15 protein-coding genes and 5 pseudogenes are annotated in these 24,913 nt (G+C 59.9%); 6 read left to right on the forward strand and 14 right to left on the reverse strand.

The window, feature by feature from the left end; genetic code table 11:
- Positions 1-27: 27 nt before the first annotated feature.
- Both I6F20_RS36255 and I6F20_RS36260 read right to left on the reverse strand, forming a co-directional pair.
- Positions 28-735: a hypothetical protein gene (locus tag I6F20_RS36255; protein WP_225131095.1), complete on the reverse strand. Its 708-nt coding sequence runs from the start codon at positions 733-735 to the stop codon at positions 28-30.
- A 95-nt stretch (positions 736-830) separates the two neighbouring features.
- Positions 831-2,102 (reverse strand): phospholipase D-like domain-containing protein, encoded by a 1,272-nt coding sequence (locus I6F20_RS36260; RefSeq protein WP_306469184.1) that lies wholly within the window; start codon positions 2,100-2,102, stop codon positions 831-833.
- Positions 2,103-2,705: 603 nt separating this feature from the next.
- Here I6F20_RS36260 and I6F20_RS36265 point away from each other — a divergent pair.
- From I6F20_RS36265 to I6F20_RS36280, 4 genes are all read left to right on the forward strand, one after another.
- Entirely contained in the window at positions 2,706-2,990 is a 285-nt protein-coding gene (locus I6F20_RS36265; RefSeq protein ID WP_225131098.1) for a hypothetical protein, read from the forward strand.
- A gap of 70 nt (positions 2,991-3,060) precedes the next feature.
- Entirely contained in the window at positions 3,061-3,816 is a 756-nt protein-coding gene (locus I6F20_RS36270) for a hypothetical protein (protein WP_225131100.1), read from the forward strand.
- A gap of 169 nt (positions 3,817-3,985) precedes the next feature.
- Complete coding sequence (locus I6F20_RS36275) at positions 3,986-4,843, forward strand: S1 family peptidase (RefSeq protein ID WP_225131102.1); 858 nt, start codon at positions 3,986-3,988, stop codon at positions 4,841-4,843.
- 145 nt (positions 4,844-4,988) lie between these two features.
- Complete coding sequence (locus I6F20_RS36280) at positions 4,989-5,279, forward strand: hypothetical protein (protein WP_225131104.1); 291 nt, start codon at positions 4,989-4,991, stop codon at positions 5,277-5,279.
- A gap of 629 nt (positions 5,280-5,908) precedes the next feature.
- On the opposite strand, the pseudogene I6F20_RS36285 reads toward I6F20_RS36280, so the two are convergent.
- The 9 genes and pseudogenes from I6F20_RS36285 to I6F20_RS36320 form a co-directional block, all read right to left on the reverse strand.
- A pseudogene (locus I6F20_RS36285) lies at positions 5,909-6,832 on the reverse strand (TRAP transporter large permease subunit); the annotation flags it as partial.
- Positions 6,833-6,941: 109 nt separating this feature from the next.
- Positions 6,942-7,166, reverse strand: coding sequence for a DUF6894 family protein (locus I6F20_RS38575; protein WP_463671691.1), 225 nt, complete (start codon positions 7,164-7,166; stop codon positions 6,942-6,944).
- 1,856 nt (positions 7,167-9,022) lie between these two features.
- Positions 9,023-9,625, reverse strand: coding sequence for an acyl-CoA dehydrogenase family protein (locus tag I6F20_RS36290; protein ID WP_225131106.1), 603 nt, complete (start codon positions 9,623-9,625; stop codon positions 9,023-9,025).
- A gap of 23 nt (positions 9,626-9,648) precedes the next feature.
- A pseudogene (locus I6F20_RS36295) lies at positions 9,649-9,882 on the reverse strand (ABC transporter ATP-binding protein); the annotation flags it as partial.
- A gap of 46 nt (positions 9,883-9,928) precedes the next feature.
- Positions 9,929-10,126 (reverse strand): annotated as a pseudogene (locus I6F20_RS36300) (dimethylsulfone monooxygenase SfnG); the annotation flags it as partial.
- Positions 10,127-10,395: 269 nt separating this feature from the next.
- Positions 10,396-11,439, reverse strand: coding sequence for an IS110 family RNA-guided transposase (locus tag I6F20_RS36305; RefSeq protein ID WP_225131108.1), 1,044 nt, complete (start codon positions 11,437-11,439; stop codon positions 10,396-10,398).
- 89 nt (positions 11,440-11,528) lie between these two features.
- Positions 11,529-12,714, reverse strand: a pseudogene (locus I6F20_RS36310) (IS3 family transposase).
- 200 nt (positions 12,715-12,914) lie between these two features.
- A complete protein-coding gene (locus tag I6F20_RS36315) occupies positions 12,915-13,934 on the reverse strand; it encodes an IS110 family RNA-guided transposase (RefSeq protein WP_225131109.1) in 1,020 nt (339 codons plus the stop codon).
- 104 nt (positions 13,935-14,038) lie between these two features.
- Positions 14,039-14,666, reverse strand: a pseudogene (locus tag I6F20_RS36320) (LLM class flavin-dependent oxidoreductase); the annotation flags it as partial.
- A 317-nt stretch (positions 14,667-14,983) separates the two neighbouring features.
- On the opposite strand from I6F20_RS36320, the gene I6F20_RS36325 reads away from it, so the two are divergent.
- Positions 14,984-15,208: a hypothetical protein gene (locus tag I6F20_RS36325; protein ID WP_225131111.1), complete on the forward strand. Its 225-nt coding sequence runs from the start codon at positions 14,984-14,986 to the stop codon at positions 15,206-15,208.
- Positions 15,209-15,446: 238 nt separating this feature from the next.
- On the opposite strand, the gene I6F20_RS36330 is transcribed toward I6F20_RS36325, so the two are convergent.
- Entirely contained in the window at positions 15,447-15,728 is a 282-nt protein-coding gene (locus I6F20_RS36330; protein ID WP_128947516.1) for a DUF3551 domain-containing protein, read from the reverse strand.
- 559 nt (positions 15,729-16,287) lie between these two features.
- Between I6F20_RS36330 and I6F20_RS36335 the strand changes: the two genes are divergently transcribed.
- On the forward strand, positions 16,288-16,971 hold the full coding sequence (locus I6F20_RS36335; protein ID WP_225131113.1) for a helix-turn-helix domain-containing protein: 684 nt from the start codon (positions 16,288-16,290) through the stop codon (positions 16,969-16,971).
- Between the two features lie 231 nt (positions 16,972-17,202).
- On the opposite strand, the gene I6F20_RS36340 is transcribed toward I6F20_RS36335, so the two are convergent.
- Both I6F20_RS36340 and I6F20_RS36350 read right to left on the reverse strand, forming a co-directional pair.
- Positions 17,203-17,715, reverse strand: a complete 513-nt coding sequence (locus I6F20_RS36340; protein WP_225131115.1) for a hypothetical protein — start codon at positions 17,713-17,715, stop codon at positions 17,203-17,205.
- Between the two features lie 1,282 nt (positions 17,716-18,997).
- On the reverse strand, positions 18,998-24,913 hold a 5,916-nt coding region (locus I6F20_RS36350; protein ID WP_518513086.1), incomplete at its 5' end, for an amino acid adenylation domain-containing protein.

The following is a 24,913-nucleotide window of genomic DNA, read 5'->3' on the forward strand; positions in this document are numbered from 1 at the left end:
GCTCCAGACGTTTGCAACAGACCGGCCCTATTCAGTTTGGGGCGACCGTACTTGGTGAAGGTTTCCCTTTGCCTTGAGGGGTTGCATGCCGGCCGGGCGGATGGGATCGCGGTTGCCAGCGACACAGCCATTGGGAAGCTTACCGGTGGCTCCCTCCCCGCGCAGCACGCTCTCGCGCGTGGCATTTCGATCGATTCCCCACGCGTGCTCGATGGCAAAGCGAAGCTCGTCCGCCAAGCACTCAACCGCCCAACGGAGATCGTGCCTGTCGCGGCTTGGAAATTCCTCCGTCTCTGTGATCTGCTGGCCGACAAGCCGCGCGGCGTTCCGGACGCCGGCATCGCCTACCATCTCCAATTCGCCCCAACGCAATTCCCAAAAGCGCTTGGTCGCCTGCTTCCAGGTTTCATCTTTAGGGTCGAGCTCCCACTCTGTCAGGCGCTGAGCCTGCTGAATGGTCTCGAAGAAGAGATCGAGCTTCTTCTGCAAGAAGGGCTTCTGCGCCTCGATCCTTCGGGTCAGCGCGGCCTGGCTGCGTGCCTCGTCGCGCTCGGCAATGACTTCGGCCTGCTTCGCAAGCGATTCACTAAGGAGCCGGGCCTGCTCGGTCTGAAACTCGTAGACCTTCCAGACCCCGGCGATCACAGCGCCGGCGATGGTCCAGGCCGCGACAGCGATGATGGTATAGCGTTTGGAAAGACGGAGAAGGGCTGAGGATCGTGGGGTCTGGGCCATGATTGCAATTGAATAGGTTCGATCGGAAATGGTTTGTTCGAGTACAAAAAACAAAATTCAAGCAACGTCTGAGAAACGAAAACATCAGAGCGCCCCTATAAGCCGCGCTCCCTGGCGAGAGCGGCCTTTGTGCCTTTCTTATAGGCGTCTTTCACCCACTCATCCCGCGTTTGCTTGAGGACAAGAGGATCGGCCTCCGAGCCCGGCTTCGGTTTCGTGCCTGTCTTTTCGTGGGTCTTGTTCCAGATCGCGCGGGCACGGTAGTGATTGTAGAGGCGCATCAACTCGGCAACATAGGCTTGGGCCAGATGCGTGTTGCCCTTGATCTCAAGGACATTCTCGTCGTTTGAGTTTTCCGATGCCTTGCTGAAGTTCGGCGAGCCCGTGTAAATGGTGGGCGTCTCCGTATCCCCATCGATCACGATGAATTTGTGATGCACGTGGATAGGCGGCGGGCCACTCGATTTCTTCTTTGTGGCTTTCTTTGCCGGTTTTGCTTTGCCTTTTGCGGCGGAGGCATCAAACGGTGAGGTATCGATGGTCTTGAGCTCGGGCAGGAAGCCGCGTGGCGCATTGGCGCTAAAAGCGGCGTAGGGAAGTGTGTCCGGGTTATTCTGCGAGCGATGGAAAATGGTCGCGGCGATCTCCGGAAGCTTGCGCTTCTCGCCCTTTTTGGTCGGCTTGTCGGGATCATCGATGCTGTTGAGAAGCCCGTAGATCAAGTGCTTCGACGAGTCTCCCTTGGCAAAGATTGCCTCCATGAGATCCTTGTCGGAGGCCGTGTACATGCAGAACAGCACGGAGGACTTCGCGTTCTTGACCGCCTCGGTCACCGTGTCGAGAAACTTTCGGCTTTCGCCGGGCTCGGGCAAAAAGAAGACGCGCATTTCGGTGCCGTCGACGTCCGTGACGTCGTTCCAGTCCGGCGGGTCCATATCTTTCTTGCCGAGATTTTTGGCCAGCACGTTCGCGCGCTCGGCGTAAAGCGCGGCAAGTTCGCGGGAATGGATGATATGAAGGAGGTTGGCCTGGATCGTTTGGGCTTCAGGCGTAAAGTTGGTCGAGCCCATCAAGACGGCCTGCTCATGCTTTTTCCGGTAGAAGATGATGAACTTATCGTGCATTAGCTTGGATATGGCATCCCGCTTATGGATCGAGATGTTGGGTCGTGCCTCCGCGATCCGATGCGCGGCGGCGCGGGACTTGGTGTCGTCAGCTTTCTCGAAATAGATGATCGAGCCGCGCCCTTTGAAGGCCTCGAAAGCCGGGATGATCCACCGGTCGTCCGACAGATGATAGATGGCGCATTCAAATGCGTCGCTCTCGCTGAGGATTTGAGGAATGGCGTTTTGCAGGCCGTTGGCCAGCCATCCATCCGCTTCTCAAGCGGCTTGTCCTTTTGCTTGGCAAAGCTCTGCGCGCTGACGACGGCGCGATTGAAGTAGGTGGCGATCTGTCCTTCGAGGGGCCTTGGCACCGTCACGGTTCTTTTTCCGGCCGCCGCGTCCTGGAGCTGCAGATCGCCTGGGCTGGTGCCAAGCACAGGAATAACTGTATACTCGAACGTCTGGCCTTGATCGTCTAGGTTGATCCCGCCGTCCCACCAGTTGAACTTTTGGATCGGCGCCTTATCGCTTCCCTTTGGGCGGGCGTCCTCCGCGAGGGGCACAAAGTCGAGCTTGTTGAATAAGAATTGCGGCTTTCTGTCGCGCCCATAACCCGGATTGCGCTGGATGGCGAACCCAAGGAAATCTTCGTGTTCGGCGCCGTCTTTCCAATCGAACGTCAAGAGCACGCAGCTCGGGCTAGCATAGGCTTTGACTGTCACCGCCGCGACCATGATCGCTCCCCCGCTTCGAGGCGCATCATGCACGAATACGACGCTCGCGCAATACGTGCGGCGGGTGTATAACGCCCGTCGAAACGTCTCACGCTGAATTACTTTTGTCATTTTCGCCGGAGGCTTTGCGATGGGCGTCATTGTGCCTAGCCAACTGTACACCGCTCAGGAGTTGCTCGGAGGCTTCAACCCATGGGACCCCATGGGCTTCACGCTCTCCCGGGACTTTGCGATCTACCGTGAGTTCGCAACCGACGGCGGGCCGGTGCCAACGTCACTCGCCGTCCGCGCCGCGCAAGCCGCGCACGACGCAGCCATCGCCGATGCCCTACGCATCTTTCTGAAAACGGTTCAACGGCCGCTGGTCGGCGTGATGGGAGGTCACAGTCTTTCCGCGAGACCATGCGGCCTATAAAGCCATTGCTTATTTGGCGCGCGAACTTGCCCGCGCGCACTTTCTCTTGGTCACGGGCGGAGGGCCGGGGGTGATGGAGGCCGCTCATCTGGGCGTGGCTTTTTCATCGTTCGAGAGCGTAGGTCCGCTCGACGAAGCGATCGGCCTTTTAAGCGCTGTACCGAAGGCGCCCATTCTGGATGACCTTTTTACTGACACCTGGACCATCAAGGACGAAAAGCTCGGCGCCATTGACGACGCACGCAGATGGCTGAAAGTAGCGCTCGAGGCGCGAGCCAAGGCGCCCGAAATTCTCCCCGTCAGCCTCGCTATCCCGACCTGGCTCTACGGTGCCGAGCCGACTATGCCCTTCGCAACACACTATGCAAAGTATTTTCAGAACAGCCTAAGGGAAGAGGCCCTCGTCAACAATTCGCGTGCCGGCATCGTCTATGGGCGAGGCGGCGGCGGAACCATGCGGGAGGTCTACCAGGACGTGGAGCGGAACTACTACGCGAAGACCCTCGACGAAGTGACCCCCATGATTTTCTTCGATCCCGATAAGTATTGGGAAACGGATCCCGTCATGGGTGACGCGCGAGCTACCTCGCCCGGCATTAATGTTAAGCCGACGATCCGCCCAATCCTGATGCTCGGCCTCGTATCCGACAAGCGGCCTAAGAAGGAAGTTGAGGCGTGCCTCGATGAGAAGCTTCTCTTCACGACGGATCACCCATCCATCATGAAAGCGCTTCGCGGCCACGAGAAAAAGTCCCAGCAAAATCTCACCTTCGCACTTGCGGCGGAGCCTCTCAAGATCGGCACCCTGCGGATGAATCGGCGGTAGCAGAGCGACATACTGGAGGTCAGCCCCCGTATGAGAGACGTCTGGCTCGTGGGGTTGTCCCAAGGGTTGGTTCGATGTCAGTAGCTGGTTACGATCGGATGCTTTTCCTTGGCAATCGCCAGCCCCCTGGACTGACCGCAGCGAGAGCAAAAGTGTCGCGCGGTTCGACATGAGCCCAGACGGCGCGAGGCACTTGTCCGCCCACTCCTCTCTTCACCATCCGGATCGTGATCTAGCGCTGCTCCAGCTGAGCACACCCGTTTCCGACGCGGGCGGGAAGCGCTGCCCTATCCCCATTGTCTTAAAACCGTCCCAGGCTCCGATGGGCACTTCGGTGCTCGTACTGGGCTTTCCGCTCAATCAGGACCTGAGCTTGTCGGGCGGTCTGATCAGCAATCACGGCTCCCCACCCAAGGAACTGCGGTGGCAGACGGACACTGTGATGAACCCGGGCAACAGCGGGGGCCCGGTTTTCGAAGATCACGGCTTTCTGTTGGGTATCGCGGCAGGCGGCATTGTCCAGTGGACCTTCGGCGGCGAGACACGCAAAGTAAACGGTGTGAATTACTTCATCCCCGCGTCGGAGCTAATCGCAAGTCCTTTGTATGACATTGCCGAGGACAAGCGGTGTTGGCGCGTGGCTCAGGACGATCTCGTGGTCGACGCGAACACCACCATTGCGGTCGACGGGACGGCGTCGAAAGCGCCCCTGGGCCCCGCCAAGCTTGAGAGAAGCTACACGGTTTCAGAGACCAAGGACGATCACCCCGTCGCCCTGGCATCGCATTCCCGCAACTACCAATCCCGATTTGCTGCAGAGCCCGGCTACAAGGTTGTAGCCTGTGTGCCGAAGGCAGAGAGCGAAAATAATGCACACGATATCACCTGCAGTATCGATAGCGGTGGCGGTTCGGCGGTCTTTGCGTATCGGTTGGAAAGTGGGCCCGCTGTCGATCGCTGGCGCGGATGGTGGGCCGGTTACGTGACTTTGCGGCAGGAGCGCATTGCGGGGGATGGCCTGCAATAGTGCGAGCGGGTAGCTGCATAAGGCAGGATCGCGAGGGGAAGCGATTTCGCATGCAGCGGGGAACGAACGAGGCAGGGGGACGAACGTGACAGGATCGCGGCGATTAGCGCTTGTGCTGGCAGGCGGGCTCGGCGGATGCGTCATCGTGCCCGACATTGCTCCGGACTGGGCTCTGCCGATGGGGGAGATCATGCTCCATTCGGCCTGCGAGCTCCAGGATGCGCTCGGCACGCTTGACCGCGAGGTGCCGCATGAACTGTTCAATGCACGAAACTGGAAGATCGCGGTCACACTCAATCCAAAATCAGAAGCGGATATCGTTCCTGGTGTCGGCTTGACGCGGAAGGTGCCCGCTACGGCGACGACACCCTTCTCGAACTGGGTCATCGGCGGTGGTAACGGCGTCACCCTTGATATGAGGGGCAGCCATACCTGAAGCGTCGATCAATTTCGACTCTGAAAAACCTATCCTCGATAGTGCCCTGCCCTGCGAGTGCGAAACGATTTCGTACCATTCGCTCACAAAGAATCTGGCGATCAAGGATTGGCTCTATCGTTCCGTGCAGGCCACGGCTCTCGCAGGCTCGGCCATCGACAACCCCAAATTCACGGCTCAGGTCGCCGTGAAATTCAATGGGACCGCGAGCTACACCTACACATTCCCGCCAGGCACCGATTTTCTCACACTGGGAGGGTATTATCAGCTCGACGAGACCTTGAGCATCATCTTCACGAAGAAGCCGGCGGTCGTCGCGAAATATGACCTCTTGACGCTGCCCGAAGGTGGCGCTGGTTTCAAACGAAATCGCGCGCGCCAGGTCACGTCAACCATTTCGGTCCTCGAAGATCAACAAGTCTCACTTCAGCAGATTCGGCAACAATTGCAAACTGGGCCTCAGCCGACGAACTGTGCCTTCACGCTCGGAGGCAAGAAGCTCCGGGTGACGGAGGTTGGCAAGGGCCAGGTCGAGCAGATCGATATGCCTTGCGACGGCCTGCCCCTTTACCTGCCGAAATTCGCCCGAGCAGGAGGCACGGGTTTCCGCGAGGCTCCTGCCGAGCTCGTCAAAGGAAGCCGATCGACAACCAGGGCACGGCTGCGACGATCAGGGTGCCGATCAGCAGCGCGATCATGTAGCCCACGATCGGCTTCATGCCCTCGTCCGGGTTGATGCGGCTGATGGCGCAGGCGGCATAGTAACCGACGCCGAACGGCGGCGCGAACAGGCCGATGCCCATGGCGAGAACGACCACCATCGCGTAGTGGACGTCGTGCACCCCGACCTGCCGCGCGATCGGGAACAGCAGCGGGCCGAACAGGACGATAGCCGGGATTCCCTCCAGCACGCTGCCGAGGATCACGAAAGTCACGATCGTCACGGCCAGGAAGACGGGGACCCCGCCGGGAAGGCTGGTCATGAATTTGGCCAGAGAGGCAGAAAATCCCGATTGGGTCAGTGCCCAGGCCATGCCTGTCGCCGCGCCGATGATGAGCAGAATCGCGCCTGACAGCGAGGCTGTCTCGACCAGCATCGGATAGATGCGACGCCAGTCGAACTGGCGATAGACGAAGAGACCCGCGCAGGCCGAATAAAGAATGCCGATGGTCGAGACCTCCGTTGCAGTCGCGACGCCTTCGACGACCGCGGTCCGGATCACGAAAGGCAGCGCGATGGCCGGTATCGCGATGACGAAGGCGCGGCCAATCTCCCGGGCCCTCGCCCTTTTGACGTGAGACAGGTCCTCGCGGCGATATCGCCACCAGACCACGGCCGCGAGCATGACCGCGAGCACCACGCCCGGGAGCAACCCGCCAGTGAAGAGCGCCGAGATCGACACGCCGGTCACCGAGCCGATTGTGATCAGGACTAGCGAGGGCGGGATCGTTTCGGTCTGCGCTCCGGTTGCCGCCAGAAGCGCAACGAGGTCACCCGGTTTGGCCCCGCGCTGCCGCATCTCGGGAAACAGCACAGGAGCCACCGCAGCCAAGAGTGGCTTGGCCGAGAACAGCGAAAACGGAAGTAAAGGAGTCGCCAGCACCAGGGTCGTTCACACAAGCCGCAAAGTGACCTGAGCTAAACTTCCCACGGTGGGAAGTTTACCAGGCAGCTCGGCCAACCGCATGCCGCGCGATCTCTACACCGGCGCTATCGACAACTATTACCACTGTGCCACTCCCTGGATCGTACTCGGGATCGCTGCCGATCTCATGAGCGACCCGGGCGCCGTACTGGCTCGCGAGAGCGGCTGAGCCAAACATCTCGCCGGCATCGTCCGCCTGTAGTTGTCCGTTATGGATAATCGGAAGATAGTAGCGCTGCACAGCAATGGCCCTCGTTTAGCAGCAATCATGCGCCCACCTCAGGGCGGGACGCACGTGTCATAAACGACAGGTGCCGTCAAACTGCGAGACCACATCCGCACCACCGGCAGCGTCGGGGACAGTGCTGTCAAGATCGTGGCCAACTACTTGTTCAGCTTCTCGATCTCGGCCGCAGTTACCTTCTCGCCATTGGTAACTGGGCGCGAATCACCGCGCCCTTCCACTGAAAAAGCTGGATAGCAGCCAACCACCCTTGCGACTCTCTGACGATTCGTTCATTTAGCTAGATGGTGCATCCGAATCGCCCACTCCGCGATGCGTGGAAGTCGTCACGACTTACATGGATTTCGGCGGCTTCGCTCGTCGAAGGAGGGCCAGGCTCGATCCTGGCGCGATCTCGGAAAGGAGGTGAAACAGCATGTTTCACTACCCGCACTGTGGCGGCACCCGCCCTGTAAGCGTTCGCGCTTACACACGGTTCCGCCTCGGTAAATGGGAGTGGGTCATCGCCCACTGCCGCGGACTGCCCAGCTAAGCTGAACAGTCCGCATCTCAGTGACTTGGGGCGGTGTCTCATGGGCACCGCCTCCTTTTTTCCGGCGGACCGGATCTACAGAACAACCAAGCACGACCATTCGTTGCAGTAGGCCTGCGTTAAAGTGGCTGTTCGAATTCTTTTCAATGGGTTGGTCGTCGACGAACTGACTGTCGTCGTTTATGGTTAACGGGCCGTTAACCCGCCTTGCCATAGTTCCTCCCCAGATCTGCGACTATTCGAGTCGCGCGAGCAATTCTTAACGAATTACTAGCGTTAGACGCTAGGGAATCAAGCCTTGCGTTTTTTGCAGGTTGTCACAATCCCTCGATTCGGGCCGTCATCAACTGCTTTGATGCGATTCGACCGCTATATATTATGCGGTATGCGACCCTGCTACCCCCAAGCCGTTGGGGGGCGGCGGTCAAAGAATTGTTGCTGCTCTCGGGTCCCTCGCCCTATAGTCGCCTCCGGTCTTGGGGGTAATTTTTCATGCGTCAATTTGCGATTGCGGCGCTCTGCGCCGCGCTGGGCGGCTGTGCTGGCGAAAGTCGCGGAGCTGAAGAAGCAACAGGAAACTGCGGCTGCTGCACCTGCTGCCCCTTAGCCAAAGAGGTCCGCAGTTAAACCAGCCCGACCAATTCGGCGAAGGTCTCGACCACTGATAACCCAGTTGTCCTTGAAGTTGATGCCGAGCTTGGCCATGTCCTTCTGGATCGGCACCCACTTCTCTTTACCGCGAGGAAGGGCTCACCGTCCGCAAACGGCGGGCTCGCCGCAAGGCCGTGGGGACCCGTGCCCCGATGAAGCTGTGCGAGATCAGTCTCGTTCTTTGGGGCGCTTATGGCAAGGACATCCTGCGCAACCCGAGCTCGAACTCGCTGTCTACGATTCGCGACATCAAGGATATGTCTGCAGAATAACTGCGCACAAGCGGCGCGATCTACGAAAATCCTGCGGACATTCTCAAGTATTTGACGGATTTAGTTACGACAATTAGGTGAAGTGACGTGATACAGTCCAAGTTGGACCGGGGCTCCTCCTCTTAGATATCGAACCGGAACGAACTCGTCCGAGTGTGGCGATTGATTTTAGATCGGGCGCTTGGGACGTCGAAGCGATCAGCGAAGATCGGTCCCCTTTTGTTGAGCCCGGCCAGCAGCCAATCGTTTCGAGGATGGAGCTCCTGAGATCAGATGCCACCCAAGCTGCCTGGATTAGCGACACGCCTCCGGAAGGAGCTGCGCGTGAGTCAGGATCTACTGAGGCGCTTCACATGGGAGATCAGATCGATCGACATATGCCTTGACGATCTTCGGTCCTACCAGGCGAATGCGCTCGGCATTACAGGTCCGCAAATGATGATCTTGATGGCACTGACGGAACTGGAAGAAGATGATGGTGTTCCCGTCAACGCTGTCGCGAAGCTGAAATCAGCTTGGCCGGAACTCGTTGTGAACGACTTTTCTGCGTTGAGGAGATAATTGTCGCCTTCGCGCGATGCCTCGGAGAGGTTGTACCACCAGTGCCCACCGGTGGCGCGCTCGCTGGTCGAATATGTGCCAAGCAGGGCGCCATTGTTCGCCTTGAGCCAGCGCTCCTTCTGGTCGTCGTTACCAAACAGGCTGATCGTCTGAGCCGCGCCGACATGCATGACATAGACGAGGCCGGTCGATGCATCGGCCTGTCCGATCCGGTAAGCGGCTTCGGCAAAATCAACATGGCCAAGAGCGAGGCCCCCAAAGCGTGATTCATTCAACACGCCGGTCCAGCCGGCTTCCGCCAATGCCCTCAGATTTTCTCTTGGAAAGCGACTTTCCAGATCATTGCGATCGGCATTGACCTTTACGGTCGCATCAATCGCGGCATCCAGCCGAGAATAGATGTCAGAATCGAACTTGCGAGCAAGATTGTCGTTAGCCATTGGTCATTCTCCCTTGTGTTTCGTCAAACTGCGACAACGGCATGGATGAGCGGTTTCTCGGCGGCGTCGGTTTGCGGCGAACCGCCGAGGTAAAGGGCCTTGATGTCGTCGCGGCTGTGCAATTCGACTGACGAGCCGGACAGCACGCTACGGCCGCTCTCAAGCACGACAGCATGGTCGGCAAAGCGCAGCGCCACCGTCGAATTCTGTTCCGCGACCAGGATTGAAAGCCCCTGCTCGCTGTTCAGCTGCTTCAGCGTCCCTGTCGCAATCGCCATCACGTGGCTGCCCCTCGCTTTACACCTATTCGGCAGCCTGAACGCGTACGGGCGTCCTTGTCTCGAGTTCGCGGACCAGCGGGATCACATGCTTGCCGAAATATTCGACCTCTTCCTGGAAGTGCAGGAACCCGAGCAGGATCAGGTCGGCGCCGGCATGCTTGAGCTCGATGATCCGTTCAGCGACTTGCTGCGGCGTGCCGATCAGGTTCTGACCTTGCCCCCATATGTGGAACGGCCCGCGAGGCAAGAGCTTTTTCAGTCGATTTCACACATTGGGACGGTGCGGTCATATGTCCGGCCTTTGCGCGCGGCACAATATGGCCGCTGGCCTCGATGAGATCCGCGGAACGAGGAGCCAAATCAAGTTTACGCGCTTGAGCGCATTGGGGGCAGTAGCTTCACTCGTTTCGGGATTTCGTCCCAAGGGTTCATCGCCTGTTGTTGCACCTTGCCCTCTGCCGGCCTGCGCCGGTCAGATCATTTTGGTGGTCACTGCGTCACCGCGGTAACCGCCAATGGGTCGGGACGCCGATAACTTCCGCCCTTGTTCAGGAGCGCCCAGATGATCCGCGCTGTCTTATTGGCCTGCGCGACGGCGGCAACCTTGAAGGGCCGTCTGGCAAGAAGGGCCTTCAGCCACGGCCGCGCCCGAGCGTCGTTTCGGACGACCCGCAAGACGGCCGTTGCCCCGACAACGAGGAGAGAGCGGAGTTCCGGATTTCCCATCTTCGATATTCGTCCCAACCGCTCTTTGCCTCCGCTTGAATGAGACCGCGGCGTCAATCCCAGCCAGGCGGCAAAGTGGCGAGCCGACTTGAACCCGCCGGGATCCGGCACAAGCGCCTTGATGGTCGCCGCCGTAATGGCGCCGACGCCAGGGATTGTGGTCAACCGACGCATGTCCTCGTCGCGCTTGGCCTCCACAACGATTGCGCGCTCGAGCCTCTCGATCTGGTCGGCTGAAGCTTCAATCTCGTCGGCAATAGCCATCAGCGCGAAGCGCGCTGCTGCGGGCAGGCGAGCATCTGTCTCATCCCGTATGATTGCGACCAGCGCCTCAACCTTTGCCAGGCCGGCGGTGGCGATGATGCCCAATTCTGCCAGATGCGCGCGCAACGCGTTGACCGCCTGCGTTCGCTGCCGCACTAGAAGAGCGCGGGTCTTCAGCACCATCGCGGCAGCCTGTTGCTCAGCCGTCTTAATCGGCACGAAGCGCATGGTCTTTCGGGTCACCGCTTCGCTGATGGCCTCCGCGTCCGCCGCATCCGTCTTACCACGCTTGACGAAGGGTTTGACATAAGCCGGCGGAATGAGCCGGACCTCATGACCGAGAGCTGCGATCTCGCGTGCCCAATAGTGGGCGCTACCGCATGCTTCCATTCCCACCAGGCATGGTGGCAGCTTCTCAAAGAAACGCAGAACTTCGCTGCGCCGTAGCTTCCGGTTGAACACGGGTGAGCCCTCGGCATCCGCCCCGTGAACCTGGAAAACGTGCTTGGCCAGATCGAGCCCGATGGTGATAACCTGTTTCACGGAACGGTCCCTCCTTTGTGGCGTTCGAACAACGACCACGTTCTAGCACTTTGATGCTGTTGGAGCGGGCCGTTCCACCACATCAAGTTTTATCCAGTCCTGAGTTCGCCCCGGCTGTTGGATTTAGCCGAATGGGCGGTGGTAGCGACGGGAGCTGGTGCGGAGCCATCGGCATAGCGCAGCGCCAGATCCCGTCGCGGGTTGCAGGTGAAGGCAAACTCCGATGGTGTTTTCCATCCGAGTTGCGAGTGAGGTCGCGTATCGTTGTAGTCGGCCCGCCAATGTCCGAGTTCGACGCGGGCCTGGGCCAGCGACGTGAACAGCGTCTCGTTCAACAATTCGTCTCGGAGACGGCCATTGAAGCTTTCGATGAAGGCATTCTGCGTCGGCTTGCCGGGCGCGATGTAATGCCAGGCGACGCGGCTCTGATCGGCCCATGTCAGGATGGCGTTGCTGGTCAATTCGGTGCCGTTGTCGCTGACCACCATTTTGGGCTTGCCGCGCTCGATGATCAGCCGGTCCAGCTCCCGCGCCACCCGGGAGCCCGACAGCGAGGTATCGGCCACCAACGCCAGGCATTCGCGCGTGCACTCGTCGACCACGGTCAGGATGCGGAAGCGGCGGCCATCGGTGAGCTGGTCCGAGACGAAGTCGAGCGACCAGCGGTCATTCGGCGCTATCGGCACCACCATCGGCGCTCGGGTCCCGATCGCCCGCTTGCGGCCGCCACGGCGACGAACCGCGAGCCTCTCTTCCCGGTAGAGCCGGAACAGTTTCTTGTGGTTGACCAGATAGCCCTCCCGCCTGAGCAGAACATGCAGGCGCCGATAGCCGAAGCGACGGCGCTCCTGGGCGAGCGCCCTCATGCGTTGGCGCAGGGCGGCATCATCCGCCCGGGACGTCTGGTATCTGATGGTCATGCGGCAACAGCCGATGGCTTTACACGCCCGCCGTTCGCTCATCCCGTGGGCATCCATGAGATGGGCGACAGCTTTCCGCTTCCCCGCGGGCGTCACCACTTCTTTCCCAGGAGGTCCTTTAACGCAGCATTGTCCAGCATGGCGTCGGCCAAAAGCCGCTTCAGACGCGTGTTCTCATCCTCCAGCGTCCTCAGCCGCTTGGCCTCCGATACCTCCATCCCGCCAAACTTGGCTTTCCATTTGTAGATGCTGGCATCGCTGACGCCGTCCGGCACAGATCGGCAACCGACACGCCAGCTTCGTGCTCCTTCAAAATCCCGATGATCTGCTTCTGTATTCGGTCTGCTTCTGTCAATCCCTTAAGAGCGCGTGCCGCGGGTACCTTGCTTCTGTTCGTGGTCGGCAAAGCCGCCACACGATGGGGTTCGGTTGAATGGTCGGTTCAAGCTCTTCGGCGTAGTCAGCCGCCTGGAGGGCGGACGCCACGACAGATCATACGAACTCGACCATCCCCACGCCCCGCGACGGGCGTCTCTTGGGATGGCGACGGCGTCCTTACGCCACCGCCGTCCATCGGAATTCGGTTCCATCAATCCACATTCGGTGAAGGACGACAGCCATCTTTCTGGCCAGCGCGACCTTCGCACGCTTGCTTCCTTGCCGGTGGGCAACACGCACCGCCCAAGCCTTCATCGGAGACCATCGGGTTGATGGCCTGAGAACAACGTTGGCAGCTTCGAACAGGGCTGTGCGCGTCTCTCCATCTCCGACTTTTGTGATCCGTCCCACCCGATCAACCTCGCCAGATTGGTATCGCCGGGGCGTTAACCCGAGATAGGCACCGACGGATTGAGAATGCAGGAATCGCCTCGGATCGTCCACAGTGGAGCGGAAGGTCAACGCAGAGACCGCGCCGATCCCCGGCATTGTCATCAAGAGCCGACAAGCCGGGTCACTGCGCACGGCCTTCAGAACCAGACGATGCAGTCGGCCGTACTCCCGCATCAGCGCTTCGCGTCCGGCAAGCAGCGGATTCATGATCGCCTCCAGCAAGTCGTCATCGCCGACCAACTCACGAACTCGCGTCGCGAACAGACTCCGCGAGACGACTCCTACTTTGAGACCGAGCGGACGCAGAAGTCCGCGGATGACTTGCTCTGCGGCAGCGATGGAGCGGATGATATGCTTGCGAGCCGCGGCCAGCGTCCGGGCCCTTTGACTGCCGATGCTCTTGACGTGAACAGGCTTGAACCATCCCGTTCTCACCACCTGCGCGATCCCACGGGCGTCATTCCGATCGGTCTTCACCGGCATGGCCGAAAGTGCCGCCTTAACCTGGCGGGCTTCCAAACTGACGGCCGGCAGCCCCAGTTCGATTAGATTTGCGGTCAGCCATTCTGACGTCGGTCCTGCCTCAAGGCCCACCCGTTGAACTTGACCAGCCCATGGTTCGAGGTACTGCACAATCGATGGCGCATCCGCCAAGATGGTTCCCTCCCGGATAAGCTTTCCGGTCTCGTCCACCGCACATACCGCAACGGAATTCAGCGAAACATCGAGGCCGACGTAGATCATGACTTTTCTCCTTCGGATGGAGTTGGTCCATGATCGTCAGCCAAAACGTGCCGCGCAGCAAATAGGTCAGACGATCGGGACCGAATACCCCATCTCTTCCGTAAAGCGGCTGCCTCGGGCGTATTCCCGTTCGTGAAGTACCAGTCGGACACGCGAGCGGCCATGTCGCGGGCGGCGCGCGAAGAGCCGCCCTGGAAGATCTCGGGCAGCGGATCGAGCGGTTTCGGCTTCAGCGAGTACTCGTTGAACCGATAGAAGTCCCCCTTGAGTGTGAAGCTCTCTTCCCTCCAAATCCCGCGCAGAGCATTGATGAACTCCTCCGAACGCCGGTAGCGCTCATCGTGATCGAGCCAGGCTCTCCGATTGCGTGGAATTCACCGCGGAACCAACCGGACACAATATTCACCGCAACGCGCGCGTTGGTAAGCTGGCCGATTGTCGCGATCTGCTTCGCCGCTACGGCGGGATTCCATGGCCCGGGAAGGAGAGCGGCGATCATCTTGAGCTTTTCAGTCGCAGCCAGCAGCGCATGCGAGAAGCTGACCGGCTCGTGCTGCTTGTCGGCTCCTAACCCGCCGTGAATCGGATCTGACTGAGTGCGTAGTCGAAGCCCGCCTTTTCGGCGATCTGAGCAAGCTTCCGGTTGTAGTCGATGTCCCAGCTGGTACGCTGCTCGATCGAAGAAATCACGAGCCCGCCGGATACGTTCGGCACCCAGTAGGCGAATTTGATCGGTTCGTTGTTTACAGACTAGTGGTTTGTCCCTTGAGAATGACACTTACTGCGAGGTAGGCGCGGCCTGAGCGCGCAGCACCATGCGACCACGCCGATCACGACGAACGGGCGCGACACTGCTGTTCAGCCAGCGTTTGCGTTATTGATTTCGAGGAGCTGGAGCGATCTCAGGCCAGATCGTCTCTATGAATTAAGACGCCGCTCAGGAACAACACGAACACAACTGGTCGACGAGCTTGCTCGGAATCGAATGCGTAACGTTGTCGAAGACGTAGTTGCGCATTGTCCGCGCTCCTGAGTGGGACCATCGCCTGATGATCAATCCTCTCAGAGATTGTTCGACCATGCGAGTCCAAGACGAACTATTTTTCGCCACGCGGGGAAAATCAGCTTCCTTTTGTTTAGCGGCGAACGCATCGTTTGTTGCTGTGTGGGTGCAAGCTGATCATTTCCTCGCCGCGCAGAAGGTCATTCAAATCGCCACGGCCGTACGGCGGCATCGGACCATCTGCACCAAATACTGCGGCTTCGGCCGCTGACTGGAATATTCCAATCGCATTCGCCGGCATCTGAGATCACTTGCTCTGCCGAAGAGATCGGAGACATCGAATTCGCATGGTCGGACCGGCTATTGCCGTCCAACATGCAAGCACGCTCGGCACTGGACGCAATCAAACGAACGCCCCAACGGATTCAGCGCAGAATAGGCGGGGTCGAGCGAACGGCAACAAGAGCCTGGACGGCCCGCCCGTTCATCCAACGCCGTCCTTGGCTGACCTAACGACGTTCGCTCCAGCCGAATTGCCTTCCCTGTCGCTCGAAGGCGTAGATCGGATTGATACCGCAATAGGCATATGTGCCAGAGGCGGTAGCCATGCACTGGCTATAGGTTGAGAACTGGCAGTTGCCCGGATATCCCCAGGCTCGGCCCTGCAAGCAATAAACGTCTTGCCGGGCCGGTGGGGTGTACGAATGAACCCGTGAAGCGGCGGTCGAGCCTGATCCAAAGCCGACGAGGATAGGAAGTGTTAGCACTCCGATAGCGAGAACGTAGCGCATGAGATCTCTTGCCTCCGTTAATTCGCTGAAGGATAGAGGATCCGAATAAAGCGGTTTGATCTTAATCAATGGCGGATGGTGGGTCCAGTCGGACTATCGTCAGCAAGACCATCACCCGTGGACAGAGACCCGAGCGGGATACTTGAGCAGGACGTTGGATATAAGGGTGGGGAGCAATGAGAGGGTTGGAGCGGATTATTCGACCCGTCCTCGGTCCTGGGCTAACCCGCCGGCATTTCGAAGCAGCCTTCCAGCGACACCGCCCGGCGAAACGCATCTTTTAACCGCGACTTGGCGCCTTCGCGCAGCAGAACACTCGTACAGCAGTCAAATCTAGGATCGTTTCATTCGCTCTGAGGCGTGTTGCCGGGCACCTATCCTCGACGATCGAAGGCCACAATTGCCTCGCCTCGACTGTTGCGCGGGCACTGCGTCACAAGGACACGACTTCTTTTTCATAGATGATTGTTAAATACTGTGCAGGCATCCATAGATTGCACCAAATTTATTCGCGAGGCTCCAATTCCCTTCGCATATTCTGGTTTAGGAGTGTCGGACCATGTTTGTGAGCATCACCACAGACCAAAGATCCCGCATCAATTCGCTCAGTGAGCTCGGCATATCGAGCGGGTCAAATCCGATCGTCAGCTTGAGCGAATTCACTTACAAGAAAGGTAAGACGATCTACATCGAGAGTGACCCAGCCGAGTACGTCTATCAGGTCAGAAAAGGCGCGGTACGGACTTGCAAGTTACTCCCCGATGGACGCCGTCAGATCGGCGCATTTCATTTGCCAGGTGATATTTTTGGACTCGAGAACGGCGTAGCCCACCGATTCACGGCGGAAGCAATCATCCAAACCACTGTTCGCCTGATCAGGCGGCAACATCTTGAGACGGTGGCCGAGACTGACGCGGTTGTCTGGCGCACTTTGCTCAGCCTGACTACGAATAACTTGCAGCACGCCGAAAACCACATGCTGCTGCTTGGACGCAAAACCGCTCTGGAGCGCGTTGCCGCGTTCTTGCACGAAATGGATGAACGGCTCACGGCTGCTGACGTTATCTCGCTGCCAATGTCTCGGCGTGATATCGCGGATTACCTTGGCCTGACCATCGAGACCGTTTCGCGTGCAGTATCGCAATTGCACAGTGATGGCGTCCTCGATTTCATCGGCAATACTCAACGCGAGATCGTGATTCTGGACCGGCAGCGGCTCGCGAGCGTTGACCTGCAAAGCTAAATCGCGGACGGCGTAAGACCCTTCGGTCGAGGCCAGGATCGCTCGCGCAGCAACTACCGGCTTTCAGACATAAATTGGTCCGCATCTCTGAGGCGCACCAGTCAGCTTTCGAGCACTATTTCCTGAACGCTACGATGTGCCTTCGCACGGTGCCGGTAAGCACCGCCGGATCATACAGACAGTTGAGCCAACCGGTCAGCATTTTGGCAACCCGTCCTTTGGAATAGACGCTCAGCCGTTCTCCAGTTCTACATCGCTGATATGGGGCCCACGTGGTGAATGGTCATTGTTCTGCTTCTCTCCGCGCAACTCAGTAGACCGAAAATCCACGCTCACGAAGAATATTCCCGTGTCGTTGGAGAGCCAGACTGTATTTCTGCGGGATCCAAGACATTCGTTCGAGGCGGCGCGCCATTCAAGGAAAAAAATCAGCTGCGCGAAATGGGTCATCGCAGAGTCGGGGCGGCGAACGCATGACGTGGATACGATCAATGCGTAAAACTGAATGCATTCCATTCGAGAAGCGATTCGCTCCGGCCTGTGCTTGAGGGGATCGCCGCGGGGGCGGTGGAGCGCGAGCGAAACCGCGTTGTCCCGTTCGAAGCGATAAAGCTGCTCAAAGCGGCGGGGTTTGGAGCCTTGCGGGTTCCGGTCAAGTTCGGTGGTCTCGGCGCATCGCTTCGTCAGACCTTCGATCTGCTCGTTGCACTTGCGCCTACGGACTCCAAGGCGCAGAGGACACACTTCGACCTGCTCGAGGACTTACGCCTGAACAAGGATGAGGCCACCAAGCGCGGTGGCTCAGAGCCATCGCGAATAGTGCGATAATCGGAGTCGCGATAACAGAGTTGGGCGTCGGCGCCGGCGATCGCTACCAGCCGGCGGTGACGTCGGACCAAGCCGGATTACAGCTCAATGGCAACAAAACATTGCACGACTGGCACCCTGTACGCCGATCACGTGATCGTAGCGGCTGACCAGAGCGGCAAGCGGATCGACGTACCTCTCGATACCGGCCAGCCCCGCGTTAAGCATTCACGATGACTGGGATGGCTTCGGGCATTTTTACCCCCCCCCACCCGTTCAACGGTTCGATCCGCTTCTTAAAGTTGCGGATATTGGCGATCGTATCTTTGCTCTCGCTATCGACATTGAAACGGCCGCGAAGATTGTCTAACTGCGCGTCCAAATAAATCGAGAGGACATCCGCGATAGCGATATCGTCTATGTGGAGGATTCTTCGCTTTGGCGTGTGTTTAGAGCTGATGTAATCTCCTAGCTTTTCCTCCGCGGCCGCAATCTCATCTGCAGCGCAGCCTGTGCTGACATCCCGGCCGTTGTCTCTGATGATCCAGATTGCCCGGTGAGTGATTTATGCGCTCTTGTTTCGGCGGGCAGCCTTGAGCTGAAGTCGGGCGCCCTTGCTTCTTCGCGGCATAGCTCTCTCATCCGTCCGATATGAGCCAGCGTTGTAAATTCCTTGCCCGCAATCTTCTCGATAACCAGTCGATTACGGTCGCGCTCACGACGCAAACCCGCGACGGTCATTCCTCCCAAAGGAAATGCGACCTTCACAGCATCGGCAAGGCGAAGTGGAGTATCAGGTGTAATTTCAGGTTGCGTTCGACGCGGCATCGACGCCACAGCGGGGCTGTTAAAAACCGAACTAAGATGTCAGCGCCTTATTGAAAGTAAACCTTTCCTTCCTTCGATCGTAGGATTGGCAGTTTCATCGCAAAATTGACGAGACACAGCATAACTTGAAGGAGGGACTGACCGTCACTCGGCTTCCTGACTCTGCTTGCTGCTGGCAGTTCCGCCGCACTCGATATCGATCGTGCCATTCTGGATGAGTGGAATACGTGGAAGAGTAAGCGGGCGCCTTTATCTGAAGGCCTGGAGTTCTGAGATCAGCTTTCAGCCGATCGACGACGTGTGCGCACAGGTCCAGGGAAAAACCAACGAGCAGCGGCGGATCTCGAGACGAAGCTTCGAACCCTCAGCTTTCGGAGAAAGTTTTCTCGGTCTATTCAACAGTCCCGATCAAGGCTGTTGAAATGGCTCGAGCCAGAACTCGGCGGTTTTCTGGATTGCTCACCATTGTCGCGTGGTTGCCTGGAACCGGTACGGCACGAATAGCCCCAGCATCCACGACCCGGTCCCAGCCCTGGTTTGGCAAGTCGCTACTGGGTCGTTTGTCAAATGGTACCCAACGACTGACGAGAGGCTCACTCGCATAGAACTGATGTATTTCAATCGCGAGCGACGGAACGCGATACGATTGTAGCGCGCGGTGAAATGTCGCGGCCCTTTGATACATTGAAACGTCACTGCGAAGATCGTGATCTGGAGCTAACGCTCCTATTTGCTGCGCCTTTTCAAGCAACTCAGAGATGGAACATGGTTCGGTGTCGCGTTCCAGAACCTCGTGATACTCATCGCGCAAGATTCCACAACGATCCAAAACAAATTCTCGCGCCAAATTCTTCAGTGATCCGTTTGAAGAAGCCGCGGGTAGACTGACATCGATGAACGCCATGAATGACACAACTTCATCAACACTCAGTAACTGCTCGGCAATTGCATAAGCCAGGATTGCACCTGATGAGTATCCAGCAAAACGGTATGGGCCACGGGGCTGGATCTGTTTAATCGCAAGAATCACCTCCACGGCCATCGTCTCAAGAGTCGGTGGACGAACGTCATCCAAAGGGGGCCATGGCAGAGCGTAGACCGAGCAGTCTGCATCCATTTCCGCTGCCAAACCGAGGACATACGAACAATCCCCAAAACCTGTGGGGACAAAGAAGAGAGGTGGCTGCAATCCGGTCGCTCGAACGGGAATCACCGCCGTGTTACTGGGCTGCACCTGCAAACGAATCTTCGATGCAAGCTCCTTTAGAACAGGGGCTCGGAAGAGGTCGGTGGCGCTAAAACTCAGCCCAAGATTTAATGCTTGACTGAGCATCTGCACGGCCAAAAGCGAGTGGCCGCCCAGTTCGAAGAAGTGGTCGTTGCGCCCGATGCGCTCGACACCAAGGAGCTCGGCCCAGATCTGCGCCAGCGCCGTCTCGACCGCACCTTGCGGCGACTGGTAGGCCGCCAGCGCATAGGCCTGATCGGCCGGCGCCGGCAGCGCGTTCCGATCGAGCTTGCCGTTCACCGTGAGCGGAAGCGCCGCCAGCCGCACGAACGCACTCGGCACCATGTAGTCCGGCAGCCGCGCACTTAAGTGCGCCCGCAAGGCGCCCGCAAGCCCGCCTCCATCGCCCTCGTCCGAGCCGGCCTCGGGCGCGCAGACCACATAGGCGATCAGATGTTTGTCGCCGGCGCCGTTCTGGCCCGCCACCACCACCGCCTCGCGCACCCAGGCGTGCTCGCAAAGCCGCGCGACGATCTCGCCCGGCTCGATGCGATAGCCGCGGATCTTCACCTGATCGTCGTTGCGGCCCAGGAACTCAAGATTGCCGTCCGGCAGATAACGTGCAAGGTCGCCGGTCCGGTACAGCCGATCGCCCTCGACAAAGGGACTGGCGATGAACCGCTCCGCGGTCAGCTCAGGGCGGTTCAGGTAGCCCCGTGCCACCCCCGCCCCGCCAATGTAAAGCTCACCCACCGCGCCGAACGGCACGGGCGCGCCATGGCCATCCAGCAAGTACACACGCGTGTTGGCGATTGGGCGCCCGATCGGGACCAATGACCCATTAAAATCAGCCGGGCAAGTCCAGATCGTCGCACAGACTGTTGCCTCGGTCGGGCCGTAAGCATTGACAATTGATGTTGGGGCCAGACTTCGGATGAGTTCTGGCTTCGGCAGCTCTCCAGCAAGAACGAGAGCTTGCACAGCCAAACATTTCGGATCCTTGTTTGTCTGAAGCAACGCTGGGGGTAATGTCGCGTGGGTGATGGCTTCGCTTTGCAGATAATCCGATAGCTTGTTACTCGCTTGACGGATCTCTTCCGCAGGCAAGTGCAAAGCGGCTCCGGAGCCAAACGCCATAACAAGCTCCCAAGCGCTTGCATCAAAAGCAATGGAGGCGAACTGCACGACGCGGCTGTTGGAAGAAGCGCCAAAGAGGCCGACCTGAGCCGACAGCAGATTGACCAACCCTTGATGCTGGACCATGACCCCCTTTGGGGTTCCGGTTGAGCCTGAGGTGTAGATCACATAAGCGAGATGGCCCGATGTGAGGCCAAGCGTGCGCCGGTCAGGGTTTGAAGCCGCCCGTTCGGCCCAGGCGGGCGTGGCCGTCTCCACATCGATGACCGTCACATCGGTCAGCACCTCGAGACCGAGTGCTGCGCGACCGACGACGTCGCAAAGCAGCAGCCGCGGCGCGGCATCGTCGACAACCTGATGCAGCCGCTCGCTGGGATATGCTGGGTCCAGCGGCAGATAGGCACCGCCAGCCTTGAGGATCGCCAAGACACCAACCACCATCGCCGGACTGCGTTCGAGGCAGATCGCAACCGGCTGGTCCGGCTTGACCCCGAGGGCGATCAGGTGATGCGCCAGCCGGTTGGCCCGCGCGTTGAGCTCGCCATAGCTCAGCCGCTCGTTTTCGCAGACCAGCGCCACCGCCTCCGGCGCCTTTTGCACCTGCGCCTCGAACAGCTCATGGACGCACAGGTCCGATGGATAGGCCTCCGCCGTCCGGTTCAGATCCTCCAGCAGATAGGTGCGCTCTTCAGCTGGCAAGATGTCCAACTCGCGTACCGGCGTATCCGGGGCATGCTCCAGCGCCTTTGCCAGCTCCTCGAGCACCCGCTGCATGTAGCCGCAGATCCGATCCGCAGAGATAGGCTCCGCCACCTGCACAGTGAGGCCCAGCGCCTCGCCAAAATCCTCCACCGACAGGGTCAGCGGATAATTGGTGCGTTCCTCCCCACCCAGCCATTCCATGCCCGACAAGACATCATCCATCCCGGAGCCGGGCACAGCCGGCGCCGTGTTGTGACGGTAGTTCAACAACGTGCTGAACAGCGGCGCCGACGCCGCAACAGCGCTGCAGCGCTGTACCAGCGCCAGCGAGGCCTGCTCGTGCGCCAAGAGCTCGGCCAGCCGGGCGTGCGTGGTTCGCACGCTCGCCTCGACCGCTGTCCCATCAAGATCAAGCCGCAGCGGCAGGGTGTTGATGAACAGCCCCATCGTGCGGTCGGCGCCAGCGCTGCCCTGCAGGCGGCCTAACAGCACCGTGCCGAACACCACCTGCTCGCGGCCGCTGCTGCGCGCCACCACCTGTCCCCACGCCAGATGGCACAGGCTCGCCAGACTCACGCCCAGCCGCCGTGCCTGTTCGCGCAGCCTCGCTTGGAGCGCTGACGGCAGCATCCGCTGCGCCTCTCGAACCCCGCTGCCGTCGCCGCGCACCTCGCGCAAGCCGAACGGCGTGCTCGGCTCGTCGATGTCGGCCAGCAGCTCCCGAAAGAACGCTTCATCGGCCTTGGCATCACGGCGTAGATGCGCCTGCGCCACCAGATTGCGGAATGGCTGCGGCGCCGTCAGCTCATGCTGGCGCCCCTCCAGCTCGGCCCGGACCTCAGCATGCATCACGTCCCGCGTCGTGTGATCCCCGATCAGATGATGCTGCAGCTCCAGCAGCAGCCAGCGCGCGCTGCCGGGCTCGCGCGCAATCATAAATCGCAGCAGTGGTGCTCGGCCAAGCTCGATGCGGTGCTGGCGCGGATCAAACCGCTCCTTAAGCTGCGCGGCGCCAGCACCATGAGCGCCATCCAGCTCGACCTCGATCACCTCCAGTCGCGCCTCCCGCCACACCACCTGGGCCGGGCGCGACAGGCCCTCCCAGACGAACGAGGTGCGCAGAATGTCGTGCCGATTCACCACCCGCTGGACCGCGGCAAGATAGCGATCGAGCAGCCCACGCTCGTCAAACGCCATCTGCGATACCAGCAGGTACGGATCGCCCTTTGCCGCCAACAGATGATGGAACAGGATGCCGTCCTGCAGCGGCGACAGGCCGTAAATGTCCTGGATGTTGCAAATCCCGCCGGGCACTGTGGCGATGATCCGGTCGATCTCGCCCTGGGCCAGCTCAATCAGCGGCAACATCTGCGGCGTGATCGCCGCACTTCGCTCGGTGATCAGGTTGGCCGGGACCGCCACCTCGTGATGGCGGCCCAGGCTTGCAGCCAGATCAGCCAGCACCGGCTTGACGAACAAGGTGCGCACCTCGATGCGCAGTGACCGCCGCCTTAGACGCTCGATCATCTGCACCGCCAAGAGCGAGTGCCCTCCCAGTTCGAAGAAGTTGTCGTGCCGTCCGACCCGCTCCAGCCCCAGCAGCTCGGCCCAGATCTGCGCCAGCACCGTCTCCGTCTCGCCCTGTGGCGGCGCGTAGGTCCGGCGCGCATACGCCTCGTCGCCCGGGGCCGGCAGCGCGTTTCGATTGAGCTTACCGTTCAGCGTCAGCGGAAGCGCCGCCAGCCGCACGAACGCACTCGGCACCATGTAGTCCGGCAGCCCCGCACTCACATGCGCCCGCAAACCGCCGGCAAGATCAGATTCCTCAGCTTCGGCGGCAACGACATACGCAACGAGGCGCTGCTCGCCGCGACCATCCTCGCGCGCCACCACCACCGCCTCGCGCACGCAGGGGTGGCCGCAAAGCCGCGCGACGATCTCGCCCGGTTCGATCCGGAAGCCGCGGATCTTCACCTGCTCGTCGTTGCGGCCTAAAAACTCCAGATTGCCATCCGGCAGGTAGCGTGCCAGGTCGCCGGTCCGGTACAGCCGGTCGCCCTCGACAAAGGGACTGGGGATGAACCGCTCCGCTGTCAGCTCAGGGCGGTTGAGGTAGCCCCGCGCCACCCCCGCCCCGCCAATGCAGAGCTCGCCCACCGCACCGAACGGCACCAGCCCGCCATGACCATCCAGCAAGTAGACCCGCGTGTTGGCAATAGGACGGCCAATCGGGACGATGGCCTCATCAAACTCAGCCGGGCAGCTCCAGGATGTAACGTCGATCGCGGCCTCAGTCGGACCGTAGAGATTGTGCAGGGCCGTCCAGGGCAATACGCGCCGAACCCTATACACACTGGCGGCAGGGAGCGCCTCGCCGCTGCATAAAACCCGCCGCAGCGATGTGCAGCGGTCAACACTCTTCGCATCCAAAAAGCTGACCAGCATGGATGGCACGAAGTGAACCGTCGTGATGTGCTGGCTGACGATCAAGTCGACCAATGCATCGGGATCTCTGTGCGCACCGGGTGGGGCCAGTACCAGCGTTGCCCCTTCAAGCAAAGTCCAAAAGAACTCCCAGGCCGAGACATCGAAGCTTAATGGCGTCTTCTGCAACACGACGTCTGTTGGCTTCAGACCATAGGCGTTCTGCATCCAGATCAGGCGATTAACGATAGCCCGATGCTCATTCTGTGCCCCTTTGGGCGTGCCCGTGGATCCCGAAGTGTAGATCACATAGGCGAGGTTGCGGGAGGTCAGGCCGAGCGCGCGCCGGTCAGGATCCGCTTCCGGCAGGCTGGCCCAGGCCGGCGCCGCAGCATCGAGCTCCACCACGCTCACAATGGCCGGCACATCCGCGCCGAAGGCGGCACGGCCAGCCACATCGGCCAGCAGCAGCGGCGGGGCCGCATCGTCGAGCACCTGATGCAGCCGCGCCGACGGATAGGCGGGGTCCAGCGGCATATACGCTCCGCCGGCCTTCAGGATCGCCAAAAGCCCCACCACCATCATCGGACTGCGCTCGACGCAGATCGCAACCGGCTGGTCCGGCCTGACCCCGAGGGCGATCAGGTGATGCGCCAGGCGGTTGGCCCGTGCATTGAGCTCGCCGTAGCTCAGCCGCTCATCTTTGCAGACCACCGCCACCGCATCCGGCGCCTTGTGCACCTGCGCCTCGAACAGCTCGTGGATGCACCGCTCCGCAGGATACGGCGCCGCCGTCCGGTTCAGCTCCTCCAGCAG

It is taken from the genome of Bradyrhizobium sp. IC3123, assembly GCF_020193625.1.
GTDB lineage: Bacteria > Pseudomonadota > Alphaproteobacteria > Rhizobiales > Xanthobacteraceae > Bradyrhizobium > Bradyrhizobium yuanmingense.